The organism is Shewanella phaeophyticola, assembly GCF_025398315.1.
GTDB classification, from domain to species: domain Bacteria; phylum Pseudomonadota; class Gammaproteobacteria; order Enterobacterales; family Shewanellaceae; genus Shewanella; species Shewanella phaeophyticola.
Map to the genome: position 1 here is coordinate 4,673,876 of NZ_JAODOQ010000001.1, position 19,575 is coordinate 4,693,450.

A 19,575-nucleotide genomic window follows, 5' to 3' on the forward strand; every position below is an offset into this window, starting at 1 on the left:
ATGGAATCTTCTGCCGCGATGAAAAAAGCAATAACAAACTCATCATTGTGTAAAGCGCTTATAAGTGCAGTGTTGTTCGTGGCTATTGTGCCAAGTGCATTCGCAGCTAATCGCCTTATGGATGTAAAATATCATTCTATTGTTGATCACCAATTAGAAGTCGAATTTGTATTTGAGTCAGCAGTGACATCACCTACGGTGGATTTGTCAGCTGATCCTGCAGAGATCATGCTTAACTTTGCCGATACAATTTCAAACTTAAATAAAGGTGTGATACCGGTAGACCAGGTCGGTGTAGAGCAACTAAGTGCTCAACAACAAGGTGGCGATTTGCAAATAGTTGTTGCCTTAAGCCAGGTTAAGCCTTACCAAGGTAAAATTGTGGGTAACAGTTATCGCTTAACTATTAACGATGATGTAGCAGTACTCTGACCAAGCTAGTAACCCGTTTGTTAATGGGATTAAAAGTATCGACTTTCGCCGAAATAAAACTGGCGGTGGTGAGATATTATTTAATTTAAATAACCGCTCTGTTGCTGCAAACGTTGAACAAGTGGGTTCAAAGCTCGAAATCAAATTATATAATACTGACATTGGTAATGATTTATTGTACGTGATGGACGTACAAGATTTTGCGACCCCAGTTAATAGCTTTGAAACCTTTAAAGATGACTTAACAGCACGCATTATGGTTGATGTAGATGGCAACTATGATTACAACTACCGTCAAGACGGCGACGTATTTAAAGTCAGTGTTGATAAAGTTGAACGAGTGTCTGTGGCTAAAGAAGCTAAAAAATATAATGGTCGCTCACTATCTTTAAACTTCCAAAATATTTCAGTGCGTACCGTTTTACAGATTATCGCTGATTATAATAATTTTAACCTAGTCACAAGTGACACTGTTGAAGGTGATATTACCTTACGTTTAGACGATGTACCTTGGGATCAAGCATTAGATTTAATCTTACAAACAAAAGGTCTTGATAAGCGTATTGAAGGTAATATTTTAATGGTGGCGCCAAGTGAAGAGCTGGCTATCCGAGAAAGTAATGACCTTAAAAATAAACAAGAAGTAAAAGAGTTAGCACCGCTATATTCTGAGTATTTACAAATTAACTATGCAAAAGCCCTAGATATAGCCGAGTTATTGAAAACACCAGAATCAACCTTATTATCTAATCGTGGTAGCGTTGCCGTTGATGAACGTACTAACACATTATTAGTTAAAGATACGGCTGACATTTTAGAAAACGTGCATCGTTTAATTGAAGTGCTCGATATCCCAATCAAGCAAGTATTAATCGAAGCTCGTATGGTGACAGTAAAAGATGATGTCAGTGAAGACTTAGGTGTACGCTGGGGTATTACTGACCAGCAAGGTTCAGATGGCACATCTGGTACGCTTGAAGGCGCAAGTGACATTGCCGGTGGTACGATTCCAAGTCTAGATGACCGATTAAATGTTAATTTACCGGCATCAGCGACCTCTGCTACCAGTATTGCTTTCCATGTAGCTAAGTTAGCTGATGGTACTGTACTTGATTTTGAATTAAGTGCATTAGAGCAAGAAAACAAAGGTGAGATCATTGCCAGCCCGCGTATTACCACTTCAAACCAGAAGTCGGCATACATTGAGCAGGGTGTTGAAATTCCTTATGTAGAATCAGCCTCTAGTGGTGCAACAACCGTAACCTTTAAGAAAGCAGTGTTATCACTGCGCGTAACCCCACAAATTACTCCTGATGACCGCGTTATCCTTGATCTTGAGATTACTCAAGATTCACAAGGTACAACCGTTGCAACAGCCACGGGTGAAGCGGTAGCGATTGATACGCAGCGTATTGGTACTCAGGTGTTAGTGAATAATGGTGAAACGATTGTGCTGGGTGGTATTTATCAGCAAAACCTTATCAGTAGCGTAAGTAAAGTGCCTGTTTTGGGTGATATTCCATTGGTTGGCTTCTTATTTAGAAACACATCTGACACTAATGAGCGTCAAGAGCTGTTGATATTCGTAACACCTAAAATCGTAACTGAAAAACTATAATGTAGACAACGACATCAGTTAAGGTTAACCATAAAAAGCCAGCATCAAAAGCTGGCTTTTTATTGTGGGTTATTCAGTTTTTTAAGCCCTTTTCACATGGCATAATCTGTCGAAAATTAATTAAATCAGTATAAATCGCTGCGATGACTTGCAAGCGATGGCTCTAAACTGAGATAATCCTTCGTCAAGTCTCATTAGAGCAAGGTTAAATTATAGGTCGGCTTGAGTTTAAGTCGATAAGGCATTCTTCCATATAAGATTCAGACGTATACGAAATGGCTGAAAAACGTAATATTTTTCTGGTAGGCTCTATGGGCGCAGGTAAAAGCACAATTGGTCGCCATCTGGCACAAATGCTGCATTTAGATTTCCACGATTCAGATCACGAGATTGAACAACGTACCGGTGCAGATATTGCCTGGGTGTTTGATGTTGAAGGTGAAGAAGGCTTCCGTCGTCGTGAAGCCCAAGTCATCGCTGATCTTTCAGAAAGGCAAGGTATCGTTCTCGCAACAGGTGGTGGTTCTGTTCAGAGTAAAGATATCCGCAACTATCTTTCTGCTCGAGGTATAGTAGTTTACTTAGAAACAACTATCGACAAACAAGTCGCGCGTACACAGCGTGATAAACGTCGTCCGTTGTTACAAGTAGATGATCCACGCGAAGTTCTTGAAAGCTTAGCTGAAATCCGTAATCCTTTATATGAAGAGATTGCTGATGTCATTGTTAAGACTGATGAACAAAGCGCAAAGATCGTCGCAAACCAAATTATCGAGCAACTAGGCTTTTAGGTAGAATTCATGCAACAAATTCAGGTTCAATTAGGTGATAGAAGTTACCCCATTTACATTGGCCAGAATTTGATGAATGACAGCGAGGTTTTTACTCGCTATCTACAGCATAAAAAAGCCTTAATTGTTTCAAATGACACCATTGCTCCGTTGTACCTTGAACAGGTACAACAGGCGATGAGTGCCTGCACATCTATTGAAACAGTTATTTTGCCTGACGGCGAAAAATACAAAGACTTACAACACCTCGATAAGATCTTTACCGGTTTACTTGAGCATAATTTCGCTCGAGACTCTGTGCTAGTTGCTCTTGGCGGAGGTGTGGTTGGTGATATGACTGGCTTTGCCGCAGCATGTTATCAGCGAGGGGTTGAGTTTATTCAAGTGCCGACAACCTTGCTCTCTCAAGTTGACTCATCTGTAGGTGGCAAAACCGCAGTGAATCATCCGCTGGGCAAGAATATGATTGGCGCATTTTATCAACCAAAGTCGGTGATTATCGATACTTTATGCTTACAGACATTACCCGCAAATGAATTTGCTGCAGGGATGGCTGAAGTGATCAAATATGGCATTATTTGGGATGGCGACTTTTTTCACTGGCTTGAGCAGAATGTAAAAGCATTAAAAGCGCTTGATACCGATGCGCTAACCTATGCCATAGCAAAGTGCTGTCAAATTAAAGCCGATGTCGTTGAGCAAGATGAAACCGAGCAAGGTGTGCGCGCGTTGCTTAATCTTGGTCATACTTTTGGTCATGCAATTGAAGCTGAAATGGGCTATGGCGTTTGGCTACATGGTGAGGCTGTTGCAGCTGGAACCATACTAGCGGCGCAAACAGCATACAAAATGAAGCTGTTAGATGAGGTTAGTGTTGAACGTATTACCTTGTTAATGCAAGCATTTGACCTGCCGGTAACAGCCCCTGACTCTATGGTTTTTGATAGCTTTATCAAGCATATGCGTCGAGATAAAAAAGTACTAGGCGGTAAAATTCGTTTAGTGTTACCAACCCAAATTGGCCGGGCTGATGTGTTTAGTGAAGTAAGTGAAGACTTACTTAATCAGGTTATCAGTCGCGCGTAAATAAAGTGTGGTGACGTTTTGACAACTTCAGGTCTATTGTTACTTCCCACTCAAGAAGCGCTAGTACAGCGTTTACAACATATCACCAGCTACAGTGAACAACTACTGGTACTATGTGGTGACAAAGGCGCCGGTAAATCAACGCTTAGTGCAGCACTTGCAAGTGAGCTTGATGATTACAATTCTGCACTTATTATCTGTCCGCTACATGCTGATAGTGCTGAAATTCGCCGAAAAATTTTAGTCCAGTTAATCTCCGCTCCCATTTTTGATGATGAACGCCCCTTGATGGACACCGTCCTTCTAGTTCAATCAAGCCTCAAGAAACCATTGCACATTATTATTGATGATGCTGATTATTTGCCTAAAGATATTTGGGCAGAATGCATTTTATTAAGCCAAATTCAATGCGCAGGCAAATCGGTTGCGGTAACCATGACGGTTGAGCCGCATTTTTGGCGTACGCTTATGGCCGATCTTACTGATGACACTCGGACGTTGTTATTACAAGTTAATATTGAGCCACTGCCAAGTGCAGAACGTGATGGCCTTTATCAAAGCTTGTTATTACGCAGTCAAAAAACACCGTTTATTCCTCGAGAAATTATTCATAAGCAACTCGAAAAACAACAGGGCACACCTAAAGAAGTGGTCGAGTTGTTAACCCTAGCGTTAGAAGCACCAGCCGTTGATCCACAAAATAAGTCGTTAACCGCTAAAGTGGCAGCATATTTTGCTGTTGCCACCATTGCGTTAAGTGTCATATGGATTATTTATCACTATACCTTGCCGACAGATACGCCTGTCTCAGCTCCTGAGCTTACTGTAGAACAGGCGGTACAACGGCAAAATGCAAACCAATTTTTATTCAATTACGGTAAACAGAATTTAGCTGAGTATTTTGAACAGCGACAATGGCTTGTAACAAAAAATACTGCCAAACAACAAGCTAATGCGCTCATACAGCAACAAGTGGAAGCCGATTTAGCTGTTGAGGCTGAAGTCGTAGAGTTAGATGTTGTGCCTGCCGATAATCATACCGATGTCGAGGTTATCTCTTCTTTAGATGGGTTGTCATTTCAGGGGAAGCTTCCAAAAGCACAGGCTCAAGCGGTATCTCAACCTAGCAAGATTATTGAAAGAGATAACACCCCCGCTAAAATAAAGGGCTTTACCTTACAGCTTGTTAGTGTCAATGATAAATCATCTTTATCGCCTATTTTGGCTAAGCTAGCGCAAGAGAAGCAAGTGTATGTGATGAGTCACCAACAACGATTTGTGATTTTCCTAGGTGATTTTAATACTGCACCAGAAGCTTCGACTAAAGCAAAGCAGATCCAAACCGAATATGGCTTAGCTGCCCCCTGGGTAAGAAAGTGGGCAGACTTAACCGAATATAAGCGACTCGAATAACCTGTTAACGGTGTGACGCTCAGGTGAAAAATATCAATATTCAAAACAATAAATCTTTTTTAGCCGATGATAAATAGCATTAAACAGAGTACAATCATCAGCTTTAATTTTGCTGGCATAGTTCCTATTCATGATAAAAAAGCATAGAGCCTTTCTAAAGTGGGCAGGCGGAAAATATAAACTCGTTGATGAGCTAGCAAAGCACCTCCCAGATGGAAACCGTCTTATTGAGCCTTTTGTCGGTGCCGGTTCCGTGTTTCTTAATACCAACTATAAGCAATACTTACTGTGTGATATTAATCAAGATTTGATTAATCTTTACCAAATTGTCAAACAACAGCCTGAAGCTTACATCAAAGCCGCAAAAGCAATGTTTGTCGATGAGATGAACAATAAAGACGTGTATTATCGTGTGCGTGCAGAATTTAATTTATCACGCGATCCTTTTACTCGTTCAGTGTACTTTTTATATATGAACCGTCATGGTTTTAATGGCTTGTGTCGTTACAATCGAAAAGGTGGATTTAATGTCCCTTTTGGCTCGTATAAAAAACCTTATTTTCCTGAAGCTGAAATCCGCTATTTTTCACTCAAGGCGCAACAGGCCACATTTAAATGTGTCAGTTACGAGCAAGCGTTCGGCCTCGCTAAAACCGGTGATGTGATTTATTGCGATCCGCCTTATGCACCTTTATCGACAACGGCAAGCTTCACCACTTATGCCTACTCTGGTTTTAGCCTTGATGATCAAGCATTACTAGCACGTCACTCAAGACATATTGCCCACGAGCGAGATATTCCGGTACTGATCAGTAACCACGATATTCCCCTTACGCGTGAGTTATATCGCGGCGCCGCTTTTTCAACGATTTCAGTGCAACGTAATATCAGCCAAAAAGGCAGTTCACGTAACAAAGTCGATGAGATTATGGCCTTGTATGATCATCACTATCGCCATGACGATTAAGGTGCGTTGAACTGAGTCTGTCATTTTGCTCATGATATTAAAGTGTTGAGCGGGGAGAGACTTCCAGCCTGCTGTACTTCCAAAATTCTTTCTACATGAACACTGCCATAGATGTAATACCAATTCTAGCAATTATCTGGTCATTCAGCGGGAGTTCTGTGTCTTCTAGGCAAGTAATAGGATTGTAGGCATAGTTGCTCTCGGCAACTGCTCCTGCGTTGCTCTACCTCCTGCATCCATGAGCAGCATAGAAGGCACAGAAACCCGCCTTGCAGGAGACGCTCAGACAGTCCATTTCTTTGTTGCATTGCCTTAAAAGGGAATAACCATTCTTTCAACAATGCGCCTCAAACTGAACAGTCTGAGTGACTCTGATTGGTCACATAATTAATGGAAATGGTATAAATCGCCAATACCGCCACTTAGACCATGTTTTAACATTATCTTCATTGTTTTGAGCACCACTATACCCAAAGCTTCGGCCTCAGTGCCGACGCTCTGCAATCATCGTTCACACTTTTTCAAGTTAAAAAATAGATGGTGTTTTATTGCTAGCTAAGAACCTGGTTTACTATCAATATTAAGGAAATGACTAAGCCAATGGCTAAGATAATGCCCATAATGATAAAAGGGAGAGGTGATTGAGATTGGAAATCTTTTTGACGATTTTGCTCCGTTTGCACCCCAAAGAAGGCTGCAATCGTGCTACTCAATATGCGCCAAAATGACATGGTAATTATATTTTTTCAGCACTATTGGAGGTGGGCATATCTGGCAGAGGTTTATCTTTGTGACCGTGGATCAATTCGAGTAAATCGATAAAATGAAATTGGCTAGAGCGGCTATTGCCTGTGACCCAATTACCCCAGCTGACATTATTTGATTGTTCTGCACAGCGGTTAGCTGGGTGACTACTTGGCAGGCTGTTGTTGTAACTTTTGGTGTTATCGCAAACACAAGCTTTAGTTTGAGCTGTTTCGACCTCATAGCCATCATGGCTTGGCTCAACAATAAAGCGCAGGCAGATGTTGCAAATACAGCATAAACCGGTGCTGGTAAAAATTTACCATCACGACCAGAAATCTTGCTCAATAATTGCTTAACCATAAGGTTTGCCCTATCCGTGGTTTATGCCTAATACCTAACATTGTGTCACCGCATTAATATAGCAATGACAGCGTAAAAGTGCCAATGTTGTCGCGGTTATCAACTTAGGGTTATAACAGAGTTGGTATTAAACAGTTGTTAAAATGTAACTCTAAATTTTATAACGCGATCATTATAGCAAAATAGCTTAGTTATTGAACACTGCTTTATTGGCCAAAAGCAACAAATCCGACTTCTGGTCTATTTTTTGATAAATATCCTTAATAGAAAGGCTTTTTTGTCATTAGAGCCTAGAGGCTTGAGGCCGCAAAGGGTAAAATGTCGTCACTTTGATCTGCCTATAGAGAAGATTATGCGCCCATTTTTAATTGCACCATCAATTTTATCTGCCGACTTCGCCCGTTTAGGTGATGATGTACAAGCGGTATTAGACGCCGGTTCTGACGTGGTTCACTTTGATGTGATGGACAATCATTACGTTCCTAACCTTACCATTGATCCTATGGTTTGTAGTGCATTACGCGACTATGGGATTACCGCCGATATCGACGTTCATTTAATGGTTAAGCCTGTCGATCGTATTATCCCTGATTTTGCGAAAGCTGGGGCTTCAATCATTACCTTTCATCCAGAAGCGTCTGAACATGTTGACCGCACGCTGCAGTTAATTAAAGAATCTGGCTGTAAAGCGGGTTTAGTGTTTAACCCTGCTACCCCTTTGCATTATCTTGATCATGTTATGGATAAATTAGATGTGATTTTGTTAATGTCAGTAAACCCTGGCTTTGGTGGTCAATCATTTATTCCGGGTACCTTAGATAAATTACGTCAGGTTCGTGAGCGCATCAACGCCAGTGGTTTTGATATTCGTCTCGAAGTGGACGGCGGCGTTAAAGTTGACAATATTGCAGAAATTGCCGCGGCGGGTGCCGATATGTTTGTTGCTGGCTCTGCAATATTTAATCAACCAGACTATAAAGTTGTGGTTGATCAAATGCGTGCTGAATTGGCCAAAGTTTAATCTTAATTCTGAAATTTTTACGAGGTATCCGATGAGCCAATGGGCAAATATTAAAGCAATTGCGTTTGATTTAGACGGTACGCTCATTGATAGTGTGCCTGATTTAACTGCGGCGACCAACGCCACTTTGGCCGAGTGTCATTTGCCCGAAGTGTCAGATGCGTTAGTGCGCAGTTGGGTGGGTAATGGTGCTCAAGTATTAATGCAAAGAGCTTTGAGTTATGCGTCTTCAATGGCAGAGGACAGCACTGAACTGCAAGTGCAACTAGAGCAAGTTATGCCGCGTTTTATGCATCATTATGGTGAACATTTACAACAGCACAGCTTGTTGTATCCACATGTTCGAGAGACGTTGCAGCAGTTAACGCAAGCCGGCTACAAGCTTGCGATAGTGACCAATAAACCGTACCGTTTCACCGTGCCGTTGTTAACTGCTTTTGGTCTTGATGAGTTATTTTCTGAGGTATTAGGGGGTGACTCACTGGCTAAAATGAAGCCAGACCCAATGCCGCTGCAACATTTATTGCAACAATGGCAGCTGGACACCACGCAATTACTGATGGTGGGCGACTCAAAGAATGATATTTTGGCCGCTAAAGCTGCAAATGTCATGTCGATTGGCTTGACCTACGGCTACAACTACGGCGAAGATATTGGCCTTAGTGAACCTGACGCAGTATGTGAACATTTTGCTGACATCGGCAAATATTTACAGTCATAATAATTTGAATTTTATAAGATAATCTGGAGCAATAAAACACATGACCAAACCCATAGTTCTCAGCGGTGCACAGCCATCAGGCGAATTGACCATAGGTAATTATATGGGCGCACTACGTCAATGGGTTGCCATGCAAGATAGCCATGATTGCTTATATTGCGTTGTTGATTTGCATGCCATTACGGTTCGCCAAGACCCGCAAAAACTGCGAGAGGCTTGCTTAGACACCCTCGCGCTATACCTTGCATGTGGTGTCGACCCGAAAAAAAGCACCGTGTTTATTCAATCACAAGTGCCGCAGCACACTCAGTTAGGTTGGGCATTAAATTGTTACACCCAAATGGGCGAGCTAAACCGGATGACCCAGTTTAAAGATAAGTCGCAAAAGCATGCCAATAACATTAACGTTGGCTTGTATGGTTACCCAGTATTAATGGCTGCTGACATTTTACTTTATCAAGCGAATGAAATCCCTGTGGGACAAGACCAAAAGCAACATCTTGAGTTAACGCGCGATATCGCAACGCGTTTTAACAATGCCTATGGCGATACTTTTACCATTCCTGAGCCGTTTATTCCTGAACACGGTGCCAAGGTGATGTCGCTGCAAGACCCGATGAAAAAAATGTCTAAGTCGGATGATAACCGCAATAACGTCATTGGTTTACTTGAAGATCCTAAAACGATTTTGAAGAAAGTGAAAAAAGCCATGACCGACAGCGAAGAGCCGCCTGTCGTGCGTTTCGATATCGAGCAAAAGCCAGGTGTATCTAACTTGCTTAGCTTAATGTCTGGTTGTACTGGACAGTCTATTGCGTCGTTAGAAGCTGAGTTTGAAGGCAAAATGTATGGTCATTTGAAAGTGGCGACCGGTGAGGCTGTTGTTGGCATGCTTGAACCGCTACAAGCTCGCTTTAAAGAATACCGTGCTGATGATGCATTTTTAAGACAAGTCATGGCTGACGGTGCTGAAAAAGCCCAAGCGCGTGCAGAAGTAACCATTAAAAAGGTCTACGACAAAATCGGCTTAATTGTATAATACCATTTCCATTAATTATGTGAACAATCAGAGTCGCTCAGACTGTTCAGTTTGAGGCGCATTGTTGAAATAATGGTTATTCCCTTCTAAGGCAATGCAACAAAGAAATGGACAGTCGGAGCGCCTCCTGCAAGGCGGGTTTCTGTGCCTTCTATGCTGCTTAATAGTATTTTGACGTACGACTGCATGGATGCAGGAGGTAGAGCAACGCAGGAGCAGTTGCCGAGAGCAACTATGCCTACAATCCTATTACTTGACTAGAAGGCACAGAATTACCGCTGAATGACCAGATAATTAGTGGAATTGGTATAACGTAAATCGATAACCACTTAAAGCCAGTGATTTACTCATAAAAAAGCCATCGTTGATCGATGGCTTTTTTAATCACGCTATCACAGGGTTAAGTTTCAGGTTCAATATACTCAAACACTTTAACTACTTTACGAACGCCTGCAGTATTACGGGCAATTTCAACCGCTAAGTCAGCTTGTTTGCGATCAATTAACCCCAACAAGAACACTTCGCCGTTTTCAGTGACCACTTTAATACGGGTAATATCCAGAGACTTTTCATTTAACATGCGTCCTTTGACTTTGGTTGTAACCCAAGTGTCATTGCTACGTGTGGTAAATGAGGTTGGGGTGCCAATACGTATCTGGTTATGGATCTTGCCGCCAATCTCTAACTCTTGTACCACTCTAATTGCTTTGTCACGTAGCATTGAATTAGGCGCCTGGCCTATCAGCAATACATTGCTATTCATTACTACTGCAGCAATATTGGTTTGATTATTTAAGTCATCGTGTTTTGACAAGGCACTGGCAATCGTAAAATCAGCATTAGTGTCGCTAATTTGCGTGCTCATGCTGCGCTCGTCATTGGCCATTTTGGCGCCACCCACAGCACCAACCATAACCGCACCAGCACAACCTTGAAGCAATGCCAGTATCGAGATGATTAATAATCTAGTGATCATGCCGGCTCATCCTGCGGGAATAAAGTGCGGTCAATGTTGTCGCACAAGCAGTGAATCACCAATAAGTGAACTTCTTGAATACGTGCAGTGACATTAGAAGGCACGCGGATTTCAACATCACCCGCACTCATTAGGCCTGCCATTGCTCCGCCATCTTTACCCGTTAAAGCTACGATAGTCATATCACGGCTTAACGCCGCTTCCATCGCCTTAATGATGTTACCCGAGTTACCGCTGGTCGAAATAGCCAGTAAAATATCACCCGGTTGCCCAAGGGCTAAAATCTGCTTAGAGAAAATTTCATCATAGCTGTAATCGTTAGCAATAGCGGTAATCGTTGAGGTATCACAGCTTAATGCAATTGCTGGTAATGGCGGGCGTTCAATTTCATAACGGTTAAGTAGCTCTGCAGAAAAATGTTGTGCATCGCCTGCGCTACCACCGTTACCACATGATAGGATTTTATTACCGCCAAGTAGACATTGCACCATCATCTCTGCCGCTTTTTCAATTGACTCAGGTAGTGCTTCTGCTGCATCAATTTTGGTCTGAATCGATTCGGTGAAACTATCTTTAATACGTTCTAACATGTAACAATCCTTACGCTAATTTATGTCTATCTATGCCGAAGGTAAATAGACTATTGGCTAATCGAGCTGCATCGGTAATTTGGCCGATATGATGCCATAAAACCAAGTATTGGTAATCAGTTACGGCTTAAAAACAGCCTTGTAGCCAGTTTATTTCATCATTATTCATCGCGATGACATCAAAGCGACAAGGTGGATTCAATTTCTGTCGTTGTAAATAGTGAGCCGCAGCTAAGCGGATCCGAGTAATTTGCTTTTGAGTCAGTGCATTTAATGCGCCACCAAATTGATTTGAGGCTCGATATTTCACTTCTACAAATACCCATTCTTTTTGTTGGCGCATGATTAAATCAATTTCACCGAACGGGTAACGCACATTAGCGGCTACAAACGTCAGACCTTGTTGTTCAAGATAAGTTCGCGCTCGTTGCTCAGCTAATTGGCCGCGATTCATAGTGGTTTTAATTGTCCTTTGGTGTACTGCCCCCAAGATAATTGACGGTCAATTACGCCATTTGGTTTCACTGACAGTGCACCGCTACGACCCATAAATTGGTAACCAGGAAACGCGCGCATTTGTGCAAGGCGGTTAACCAACTCTAATGAATCAAAGCCCATAACATAAAGCCTTTTTTGGCTGTTACTCCAGGTACTCCACAGTTCAGACACCATTTGGGTTTCGTTACTTGGGCGCATTAACCAAGGAATATCACTGATCATCAATTGGTTAAGGTCTTGCGCTGCCTGGGTAGACTCATTCTCTAATCGGCTACGGCTTGTGGTGTATAGCGCCACAGGCTCTGAAAACACACTAAAGTTAACGTCTAAAAAGGGTTTTAGTAGCGCTAAGTCTTGCGAGCCGGAGATCATATAAATGGCATCAATATCCTGGCGAGATCGGAAATCAGATTCTAAACGACTACCCAGTAAGTCACGCATTCTGCTAATACGTGCCTGGCTGTCTTTTACGCCTAATGCCTCTTGCACGGTAAGTTTCATTTGGTCGCCAGCGTCATAATAATGAACTTCGGCATTATTGCTGGTCAATGTTAGCCAGGTTTGTTTGAAACTGTCGGCCATACGCTTGCCAATGGGGTCATTGCTGGCAAGTAACAAGGGTAATTTAACGCCATCATTAAACAATTTATACGCCGCATCGCTAGCCTCTTGTGCTGGCGATAACGAAAAATAAAACTGGTTTGGTTGTGGGGTAAAATGCTCAGTTTGGTTTAAGTATAATTGCGGTACCGTATTGGTCAGCTTGTCATTCACTTTTTGAAGTTCTTCAACTTCATTTGGTAGTAACGGACCAATAATAAACTCAGCACCTTGGGTTACGGCTTCATTGTAAGCGGTGGTAGCGCCTGGCTGCGTATCATAAAAATGAATGGCCACATTGTTGTCGTATTCAGACAAGTAGCTGGCAATAATACCTTGACGAATCGGCTCTGCCACAACTGCGCGCGGCCAGTAAGAGGTAATAAAACGGCAATGTTTTGCGGGCGATAAGGCTTAGCGTTTAAGGCTTTTTCTAAATCGCCTGGTAATTTAATGGCCGCAGGGTGATAAGGATTATTGCGTTGCCATTCACCTAAGTAACGTACAAGTTGGGTCGGTTCTACAGCATAATGTTTAGCAATAAAGGTCAGTTGTAACCAACCAGCAAAAATAGGGTTTGACGGATCGCGCATAAAAGACTGCACGGTTTCTTCTTGTAGCGGTTGCAATAAAGACCAAATGACATCGTTAACCGCAGTTGTTTCAGACTTAGGTAAGTAGTTACTCAACAGACTAAGCTGCTTAGCTTGCTCAATCGGCTGCTGAGTATTTTTAAATAATTTTGCTTTAAATTGATGGTAACTTGCCATCTGCCAGCGAGGTAGCTGCCAATGCGGTGGATACTGCAATAAGTTTAATGCGGCTTCACTGCCATTGGTTTTCTCAACAATGCGTGCACGCAAATAAATATGTTCAGCCTGAAGCGTCGGCACATTAACCATCGACTTTTGCATTGAGGTTAAAATGTTGGTCGCTGAGTTCACATTGCCGTTATTAATGTAGGCATGTGCTGCGAGTAATAAATAACGGTCACGCTTTTCTGGTAAACTGCTATTTTTGGCTTCGGTTAAGTAGATTTTAGCCGGATGTTCGGCGGCAACCAATGATGTGCTTATTTCAACATATTCTCTTTGCTTTCGTTGTTGCTCGGTAGCACAACCTACCAATAAGACAGAGAAAATTATCGCACACACAAATTTTGTCGTATTCAGTCTTTTTAACACTTGGCTTCACTCTGTTAAGATACTGGCACTAGTTTAACCTGCTCTTACGCTGGGCGAAAGTATCAGGTAGATTCATTATCGAGGTAATTATGGATCAAATGGTCGCGCTGTATATTGTTCCCACCCCTATTGGCAATTTAGGCGACATCAGCGCTCGTGCATTGGAGGTGTTGCAGCAAGTCGATTTAATTGCTTGTGAAGACACTAGGCACAGCGGAAAACTGCTGAGTCACTTTGGTATTGAAACCCGTAAAACGGCATTACATGACCACAATGAACGAGACCGGGCTCAATGGATTGTTGAGCAGCTTAATCAAGGCAAATCGATAGCATTGATTTCAGATGCGGGCACACCATTGATTTCAGACCCAGGTTATCACCTCGTTAATCATGTTCGTCAAGCGGGTCACCGCGTGGTGCCGTTACCCGGCGCATGTGCTGCTATTACGGCGCTAAGTGCATCTGGCTTACCATCAGATCGCTTTAGTTTTGAAGGTTTTTTACCCTCAAAAGAAAAAGCCCGCATCGACAAACTTGAAATGCTCAAAGAAGATCCTCGAACCTTAATCTTTTACGAGTCTCCACATCGAATTGTATATAGTTTACGCGCGATAGCACAAGTGCTTGGAGACGATAGGCAAGTGGTTATGGCACGCGAAGTGACCAAAACCTTTGAAACCTTTTTAACCGGAACCGCTGCAGAAGTGCTCGCTATGGTTGAAGCTGATGACAATCAGCAGAAAGGTGAAATTGTGTTAATGTGTCACGGTTTTGCTTTATCAGATGAAGAAGGCATCCCTGCTGTTGCCGTGGCCACATTAAAACTGTTAAGTGAAGAATTACCGCTTAAAAAAGCGGCCGCTATCGCAGCGCAGATCCATGGTTTAAAGAAAAACGCCTTATATAAATACGGACTAGAGTTGGATTTATAACCGTGAATGCTTTTTAGCATTGGTTTGTCGGCGTGCTTACGCTATAATCCGCGCCGAGTTGGCCAGACAGTTGCCGCGTACTTAGGTGCGGGGAGGAAAGTCCGGGCTTCAAAGAGCAGGGTACCAGGTAACGCCTGGGCGGTGTGAACCGACGACAAGTGCAACAGAGAGGAGACCGCCATTTTAGCTTTGGCTAAAGTGGTAAGGGTGAAAGGGTGCGGTAAGAGCGCACCGTGCGGCTAGCAATAGTCCGTAGCAAGGTAAACTCTACCCGAAGCAAGACCAAATAGGGTTCCATTACTTTAAATAGTATATGCGCTGCTCGCGTAGGAACCGGGTAGGTTGCTTGAGCCTGTGAGCGATTGCAGGCCTAGATGAATAACTGTCCACGACAGGACCCGGCTTATCGGCCAACTCAACCTCTTTAGTATGAAAGGCCTCGCAGTGATGCGAGGCCTTTTGTTTTTTTATGGTGTTAAATCAAGATTTCATAATAATGGGTGCTAGCTAATACAGGCGCGATTTATAGGCTAATAAAAACGAGCAAGGCTCTAAGGCACTTGCTCGTTGTTGTCATCAAAACTTAGCGATTATTGCTCTTTTTCAATGATTAGCTTTCTGTGTGGGAAAGGAATTTCAATACCGGCTTCATCCAGTGCTTTTTTGATTTGCTCAGGGATTGAGTACAGGATGCCGAAGTAATGTTCACCATGACAAAAAGGACGGATCAAGAAATCCACTGAACTATCATTTAAGGTTTCAACTTCAACAAATGGCGCAGGGTCTTTTAAAATATGTGGATGTGCAGCCAATACCGCATCAATCACTTTGCGTACTTCATCGGTATTTTCTTTGTAAGCCACACCAAAGTGCATATCTACGCCACGAACATCATGGAAGGAATGGTTAACGATTTGAGCGCCCCAAATTTGACTGTTCGGCACAATAATATGCTGATTATCAAAAGTTTTAAGGATTGTGGTGAATAAATCGATTTCTTGAACATTACCGAATCGATCAGCAGCGCTAATAAAGTCACCCACTTTATAAGGACGGAATAGTAATAACATTACGCCAGCAGCAAGGTTTGATAATGTTCCTTGTAATGCTAAACCAACAGCTAAACCCGCAGCACCTAATAATGCCACAATAGAGGCTGTTTGCACGCCAAAACGATTTAACACCGCAATAGCAACAAAAGCGAGAATGATGTACTTCGCTACACTGCCTAAAAAACGGAATAGTGTGTTATCGAGCTTATCGTAACGTTCACCAATTTTATTGATGATTGAGCTCACTTTATTAGCAATATAAAGACCAACAATTAAAATTAGCGCAGCTAATAATACATTGATCCCTACATCAATTATTAACGGTAGGTATTGATTAATATCGATTTGTTCTACGTAGTCTTGCATTTAATGCCTCCAGCATAAAAGAAATACTTGCCTTATGTTTTACGGGTAACTTGTATTCGATCTTACATTTGATTAGATATCAACTTGGTGTGTTAAATTTTGTGGTGCAATGTAACATTGTTGTTGCCGGTACTAAGCTTAACACAATCATGGGGTAATGTGATGAAGATCACCTTAAGGGGAGCTGTAAAGAATTTGTTTTTGCTGGGTATCTTAACTTCGAAACAGAAATTAACAGTAAGCTTACGTCTATTAAATAAATAGAACGTTAATTGAATAAATAATATGGCAATATATAAAATTGCAATATATAAAATTGCAATATATAAAATTGCAATATATAAAATTGCAATATATAAAATTGCAATAATACCAACCATAATTTTAGCATTATAAAATGGGTAGTGTAATCATTTATGTTTATTTAACATTATGAATATATTGGCTATTGTAGACAAGCCTGCTAAATACTTGATTGAAAATCGATGAAAAGGACTCCTTGAGAAAGTAGGCGTTAAATATAACTTAATGCTGCAAAAATAACCTTGAAAGATCAGCAGACACTATAAACATATGCTCCGCTGCTCTAATTGAGGGTGTAACATATCTTGCACAAATGTAAATTATCAAATGAGAATGGTTGTTATTAATGTTTGGTGCTATATTGCCGCCAAATTTTAGTGTTGTCGTTGAGAGTGTTATGCAATTGAAAATGGTTAATCTTGGGTTGTTCAGCCTATTGTTACCTGTAATGAGTGTCAGTGCTAATGAGCCTGCTACTACAGAGGCGACAGAGTCAATCGAAAAAATCACTGTTATGGGTCGAGCGCAAACCTTTTATCGTGAGTCTTCAAGCTCTGTTGGTACCAAAGTTGAAACCGATATGATGGATTTACCGCAATCGGTACAAGTACTAAATGAACAACTTATTGTTGACCAGGCCGCACGCGAAATTACCGATTTATACCGTTCTATCGCAGGCGTAAGTGCGTATAGTTACTCTGGTGTGACCTTTCGTGGTTTTCGTGATGACAGCAATGTGTTTTATGACGGTGTACGTGGTGACCCTTTTTCGGGTTTTGGGGTACCGCAGTTATTCAACGTTGAGCGTGTCGAAGTATTAAAAGGCCCTGCAGCAGCACTTTATGGCGGTGGAGAGCCAGGTGGGATGATTAACTATGTCACCAAAAAACCGAGTTTTGAACAAGACACCGAAGTGACATTTACTGTTGGCGACGATGACAGAGTCGGAGGTTCGATTGATTCTAAAGGCGGGTTAACCGAAAACATAGCATATCGTGTCGGGGCTTTTTATGAGCAAAAAGATAGTTTTCGTAACAATGCCGACTCTGAAAATACTGAGTTAACGGCAGGGTTGTTATTTCAACTTGATGATGACACAAGATTAACCACAACCATTGACTACATTAAGCAAGATTTAGGCGGCAGTCGTTTACGCGGTGTACCCGTAGACGATGATGGTAATTTTTTAGTCGACCCAAGCTATAACGCCAATGAAGCATCTGATTATCAAAATCTAGAAGCCACAGTACTACAAGCACAACTGCAGCACTTTTTTAGTGATAACTTAAGCGTTGATACCACGGTGCGGTTTGTTGATAACGAGCGTGTTCAAGGTTATCACGAGTCGCAAGGCTGGGTTGATGTTAATGGTGACGGTGAAGCCAACGTTGATGATGAAACCATTAAACGTGAATACCGCAAGCAATACCGTGCTAATCAAGAAGTAAGTGTCACCTCAGATTTTGTTTATCACCTAGATAGCACAATTGAACAAACAATATTATTTGGTGCAGATTACCACCATGTTGATAGCGAGTATGATTACTGGCGTGCACGATACGAAGCCGATGGTGTTGCAAATTTAAATATATTTGAATTGAACTATGGCGAAAGCGATCCAGCCAATTACACCTTAACGGATCAAAATCGCGATGGTGAAAAAATTGAACGTATGGGTTTTTATGCTCAAGACCAAATCACCTTAACCGATAAATGGTTATTGTTAGTCGGTCTACGTTATGATCATTTTAATGATTATGACAAAGAGAGCGGTTTTGAATTCAGCGACGATCATATTTCGCCGCGCGCGGGTGTGGTTTATAAATACTCGCCAGACACTTCATTTTATGCGAACTACTCTGAAAGCTTTAACCCAACGTCTATCGGCGACCAAGAAGAGGCTGATGCCGACGGTGGTTTAGATCCAGAAATTGGTGAGCAAGTTGAGATAGGGGTTAAAAACCAGTGGTTTGACGGCAGCGTAATGACCACATTAGCAGCGTATCAAATCACTAAAAAAGATGTCGCCATGAGCAATCCTGACGACACCGGCACTGACGATGGTATTGCGGCACTCGTCAGCTTAGGCGAGGTTGAAAGTAAAGGACTTGAGTTTACCTTAGTGGGCGACATTACTGCCGACTGGACCATTATGGCCAATTACGCCTATAACGATGCTCGTGTAACTCAAGGAGATGTTGGAGACACTTACGCTGACGGCAGTAAATTTGTCAATGCGCCGCGACATCAAGCGGGTTTATGGACCCGTTATGATATCGACAGTTTACAGTCGGCAATTGCTTTTGGTGCTGATTACGTCAGCGAGCAGGTTAGTGCTGACGATCAAATCGTCAAACCTTACACTGTGTTCGACATGAGCTGGACCACCACATGGCAACAAACCCAGTTTCAGCTGAATGTGAAAAATCTATTCGATAAAGAGTATGCTATCAGTGGATTTTCAGAGCGTAATGGCCATTTCCCCGGCTCACCGAGAGAAGTGGTCATGCAGGTATCGCATCACTTTTAAGCCAATTTATATCTAGGGGCTGTTGAGCTTTGCTGGTTGAATTTTGTTCGAGTTAAAAACGTTTTAATCGAGACGAATGGATTGATGCCTAGTCATCTAAGCAACTCTTTATTTACAAAGAATCATTCAACAAAGAGTAAAACGTTTTTAGCCGAGCCCTTTGGGCAGCGTTTGTTGGCCATTTTTACTGCGTTATCGACTTTTTATGTAGAATAACTACACTTCAAAGTCTCTGCCGCGCACTTGTATATGAGTAATGGCCAACAATTCGCTGCAAAAACAACCTTGAAAGATCAACAGACCCTAATAATAACCCCATTCGTTAAACTGAACTCAGTTGTCGGGTGGG

16 protein-coding genes, 1 other RNA gene and 2 pseudogenes are annotated in these 19,575 nt (G+C 42.0%); 11 read left to right on the top strand and 8 right to left on the bottom strand.

The window, feature by feature from the left end:
* The 5 genes and pseudogenes from N4T56_RS21810 (at position 1) to N4T56_RS21830 (ending at position 6,307) form a co-directional block, all read left to right on the top strand.
* A pseudogene (locus tag N4T56_RS21810) lies at positions 1–2,050 on the top strand (type IV pilus secretin PilQ).
* Positions 2,051–2,325: 275 nt separating this feature from the next.
* Positions 2,326–2,841: a shikimate kinase AroK gene (gene aroK / locus N4T56_RS21815; protein ID WP_261734679.1), complete on the top strand. Its 516-nt coding sequence runs from the start codon at positions 2,326–2,328 to the stop codon at positions 2,839–2,841.
* A gap of 9 nt (positions 2,842–2,850) precedes the next feature.
* Positions 2,851–3,927, top strand: coding sequence for a 3-dehydroquinate synthase (gene aroB / locus N4T56_RS21820; RefSeq protein WP_261734680.1), 1,077 nt, complete (start codon positions 2,851–2,853; stop codon positions 3,925–3,927).
* Positions 3,928–3,945: 18 nt separating this feature from the next.
* Positions 3,946–5,340 (top strand): AAA family ATPase, encoded by a 1,395-nt coding sequence (locus N4T56_RS21825; protein WP_261734681.1) that lies wholly within the window; start codon positions 3,946–3,948, stop codon positions 5,338–5,340.
* Between the two features lie 130 nt (positions 5,341–5,470).
* On the top strand, positions 5,471–6,307 hold the full coding sequence (locus N4T56_RS21830) for a Dam family site-specific DNA-(adenine-N6)-methyltransferase (protein WP_261734682.1): 837 nt from the start codon (positions 5,471–5,473) through the stop codon (positions 6,305–6,307).
* 551 nt (positions 6,308–6,858) lie between these two features.
* Here the strand turns inward: N4T56_RS21830 and N4T56_RS21835 are convergent.
* Both N4T56_RS21835 and N4T56_RS22605 read right to left on the bottom strand, forming a co-directional pair.
* Entirely contained in the window at positions 6,859–7,038 is a 180-nt protein-coding gene (locus N4T56_RS21835) for a DUF2970 domain-containing protein (protein WP_261734683.1), read from the bottom strand.
* A gap of 70 nt (positions 7,039–7,108) precedes the next feature.
* Positions 7,109–7,414, bottom strand: a complete 306-nt coding sequence (locus tag N4T56_RS22605; protein ID WP_315903080.1) for a hypothetical protein — start codon at positions 7,412–7,414, stop codon at positions 7,109–7,111.
* A gap of 352 nt (positions 7,415–7,766) precedes the next feature.
* On the opposite strand from N4T56_RS22605, the gene rpe reads away from it, so the two are divergent.
* From rpe to trpS, 3 genes are read left to right on the top strand one after another with little or no spacing between them, the layout of a single operon-like run.
* Complete coding sequence (gene rpe, locus N4T56_RS21845; RefSeq protein WP_261734684.1) at positions 7,767–8,435, top strand: ribulose-phosphate 3-epimerase; 669 nt, start codon at positions 7,767–7,769, stop codon at positions 8,433–8,435.
* 31 nt (positions 8,436–8,466) lie between these two features.
* The gene (locus N4T56_RS21850; protein ID WP_261734685.1) at positions 8,467–9,156 is read left to right on the top strand and encodes a phosphoglycolate phosphatase; all 690 of its coding nucleotides are present in this window, start codon (positions 8,467–8,469) and stop codon (positions 9,154–9,156) included.
* Positions 9,157–9,196: 40 nt separating this feature from the next.
* Complete coding sequence (gene trpS, locus N4T56_RS21855) at positions 9,197–10,195, top strand: tryptophan--tRNA ligase (protein ID WP_261734686.1); 999 nt, start codon at positions 9,197–9,199, stop codon at positions 10,193–10,195.
* Between the two features lie 400 nt (positions 10,196–10,595).
* On the opposite strand, the gene N4T56_RS21860 is transcribed toward trpS, so the two are convergent.
* The 4 genes and pseudogenes from N4T56_RS21860 to N4T56_RS21875 form a co-directional block, all read right to left on the bottom strand.
* Entirely contained in the window at positions 10,596–11,171 is a 576-nt protein-coding gene (locus tag N4T56_RS21860; RefSeq protein WP_261734687.1) for a BON domain-containing protein, read from the bottom strand.
* Entirely contained in the window at positions 11,168–11,761 is a 594-nt protein-coding gene (locus N4T56_RS21865; protein ID WP_261734688.1) for a phosphoheptose isomerase, read from the bottom strand. Before N4T56_RS21865 ends, N4T56_RS21860 begins: the two co-directional genes overlap by 4 nt.
* Positions 11,762–11,888: 127 nt before the next feature.
* The gene (locus N4T56_RS21870; protein ID WP_261734689.1) at positions 11,889–12,215 is read right to left on the bottom strand and encodes a YraN family protein; all 327 of its coding nucleotides are present in this window, start codon (positions 12,213–12,215) and stop codon (positions 11,889–11,891) included.
* Positions 12,212–14,043: pseudogene (locus N4T56_RS21875) on the bottom strand (penicillin-binding protein activator). Before N4T56_RS21875 ends, N4T56_RS21870 begins: the two are co-directional and overlap by 4 nt.
* A gap of 89 nt (positions 14,044–14,132) precedes the next feature.
* Here N4T56_RS21875 and rsmI point away from each other — a divergent pair.
* On the top strand, positions 14,133–14,975 hold the full coding sequence (gene rsmI, locus N4T56_RS21880) for a 16S rRNA (cytidine(1402)-2'-O)-methyltransferase (RefSeq protein WP_261734690.1): 843 nt from the start codon (positions 14,133–14,135) through the stop codon (positions 14,973–14,975).
* Between the two features lie 54 nt (positions 14,976–15,029).
* Positions 15,030–15,397: RNase P RNA component class A (gene rnpB, locus N4T56_RS21885), an RNA gene on the top strand.
* Positions 15,398–15,565: 168 nt separating this feature from the next.
* Here the strand turns inward: rnpB and N4T56_RS21890 are convergent.
* On the bottom strand, positions 15,566–16,393 hold the full coding sequence (locus N4T56_RS21890) for a mechanosensitive ion channel family protein (protein ID WP_261734691.1): 828 nt from the start codon (positions 16,391–16,393) through the stop codon (positions 15,566–15,568).
* Between the two features lie 252 nt (positions 16,394–16,645).
* Positions 16,646–16,750, bottom strand: coding sequence for a hypothetical protein (locus tag N4T56_RS22895; protein WP_390904139.1), 105 nt, complete (start codon positions 16,748–16,750; stop codon positions 16,646–16,648).
* A 355-nt stretch (positions 16,751–17,105) separates the two neighbouring features.
* Between N4T56_RS22895 and N4T56_RS21895 the strand changes: the two genes are divergently transcribed.
* Positions 17,106–19,226: a TonB-dependent siderophore receptor gene (locus N4T56_RS21895; RefSeq protein WP_390904140.1), complete on the top strand. Its 2,121-nt coding sequence runs from the start codon at positions 17,106–17,108 to the stop codon at positions 19,224–19,226.
* Positions 19,227–19,575 lie beyond the last annotated feature (349 nt).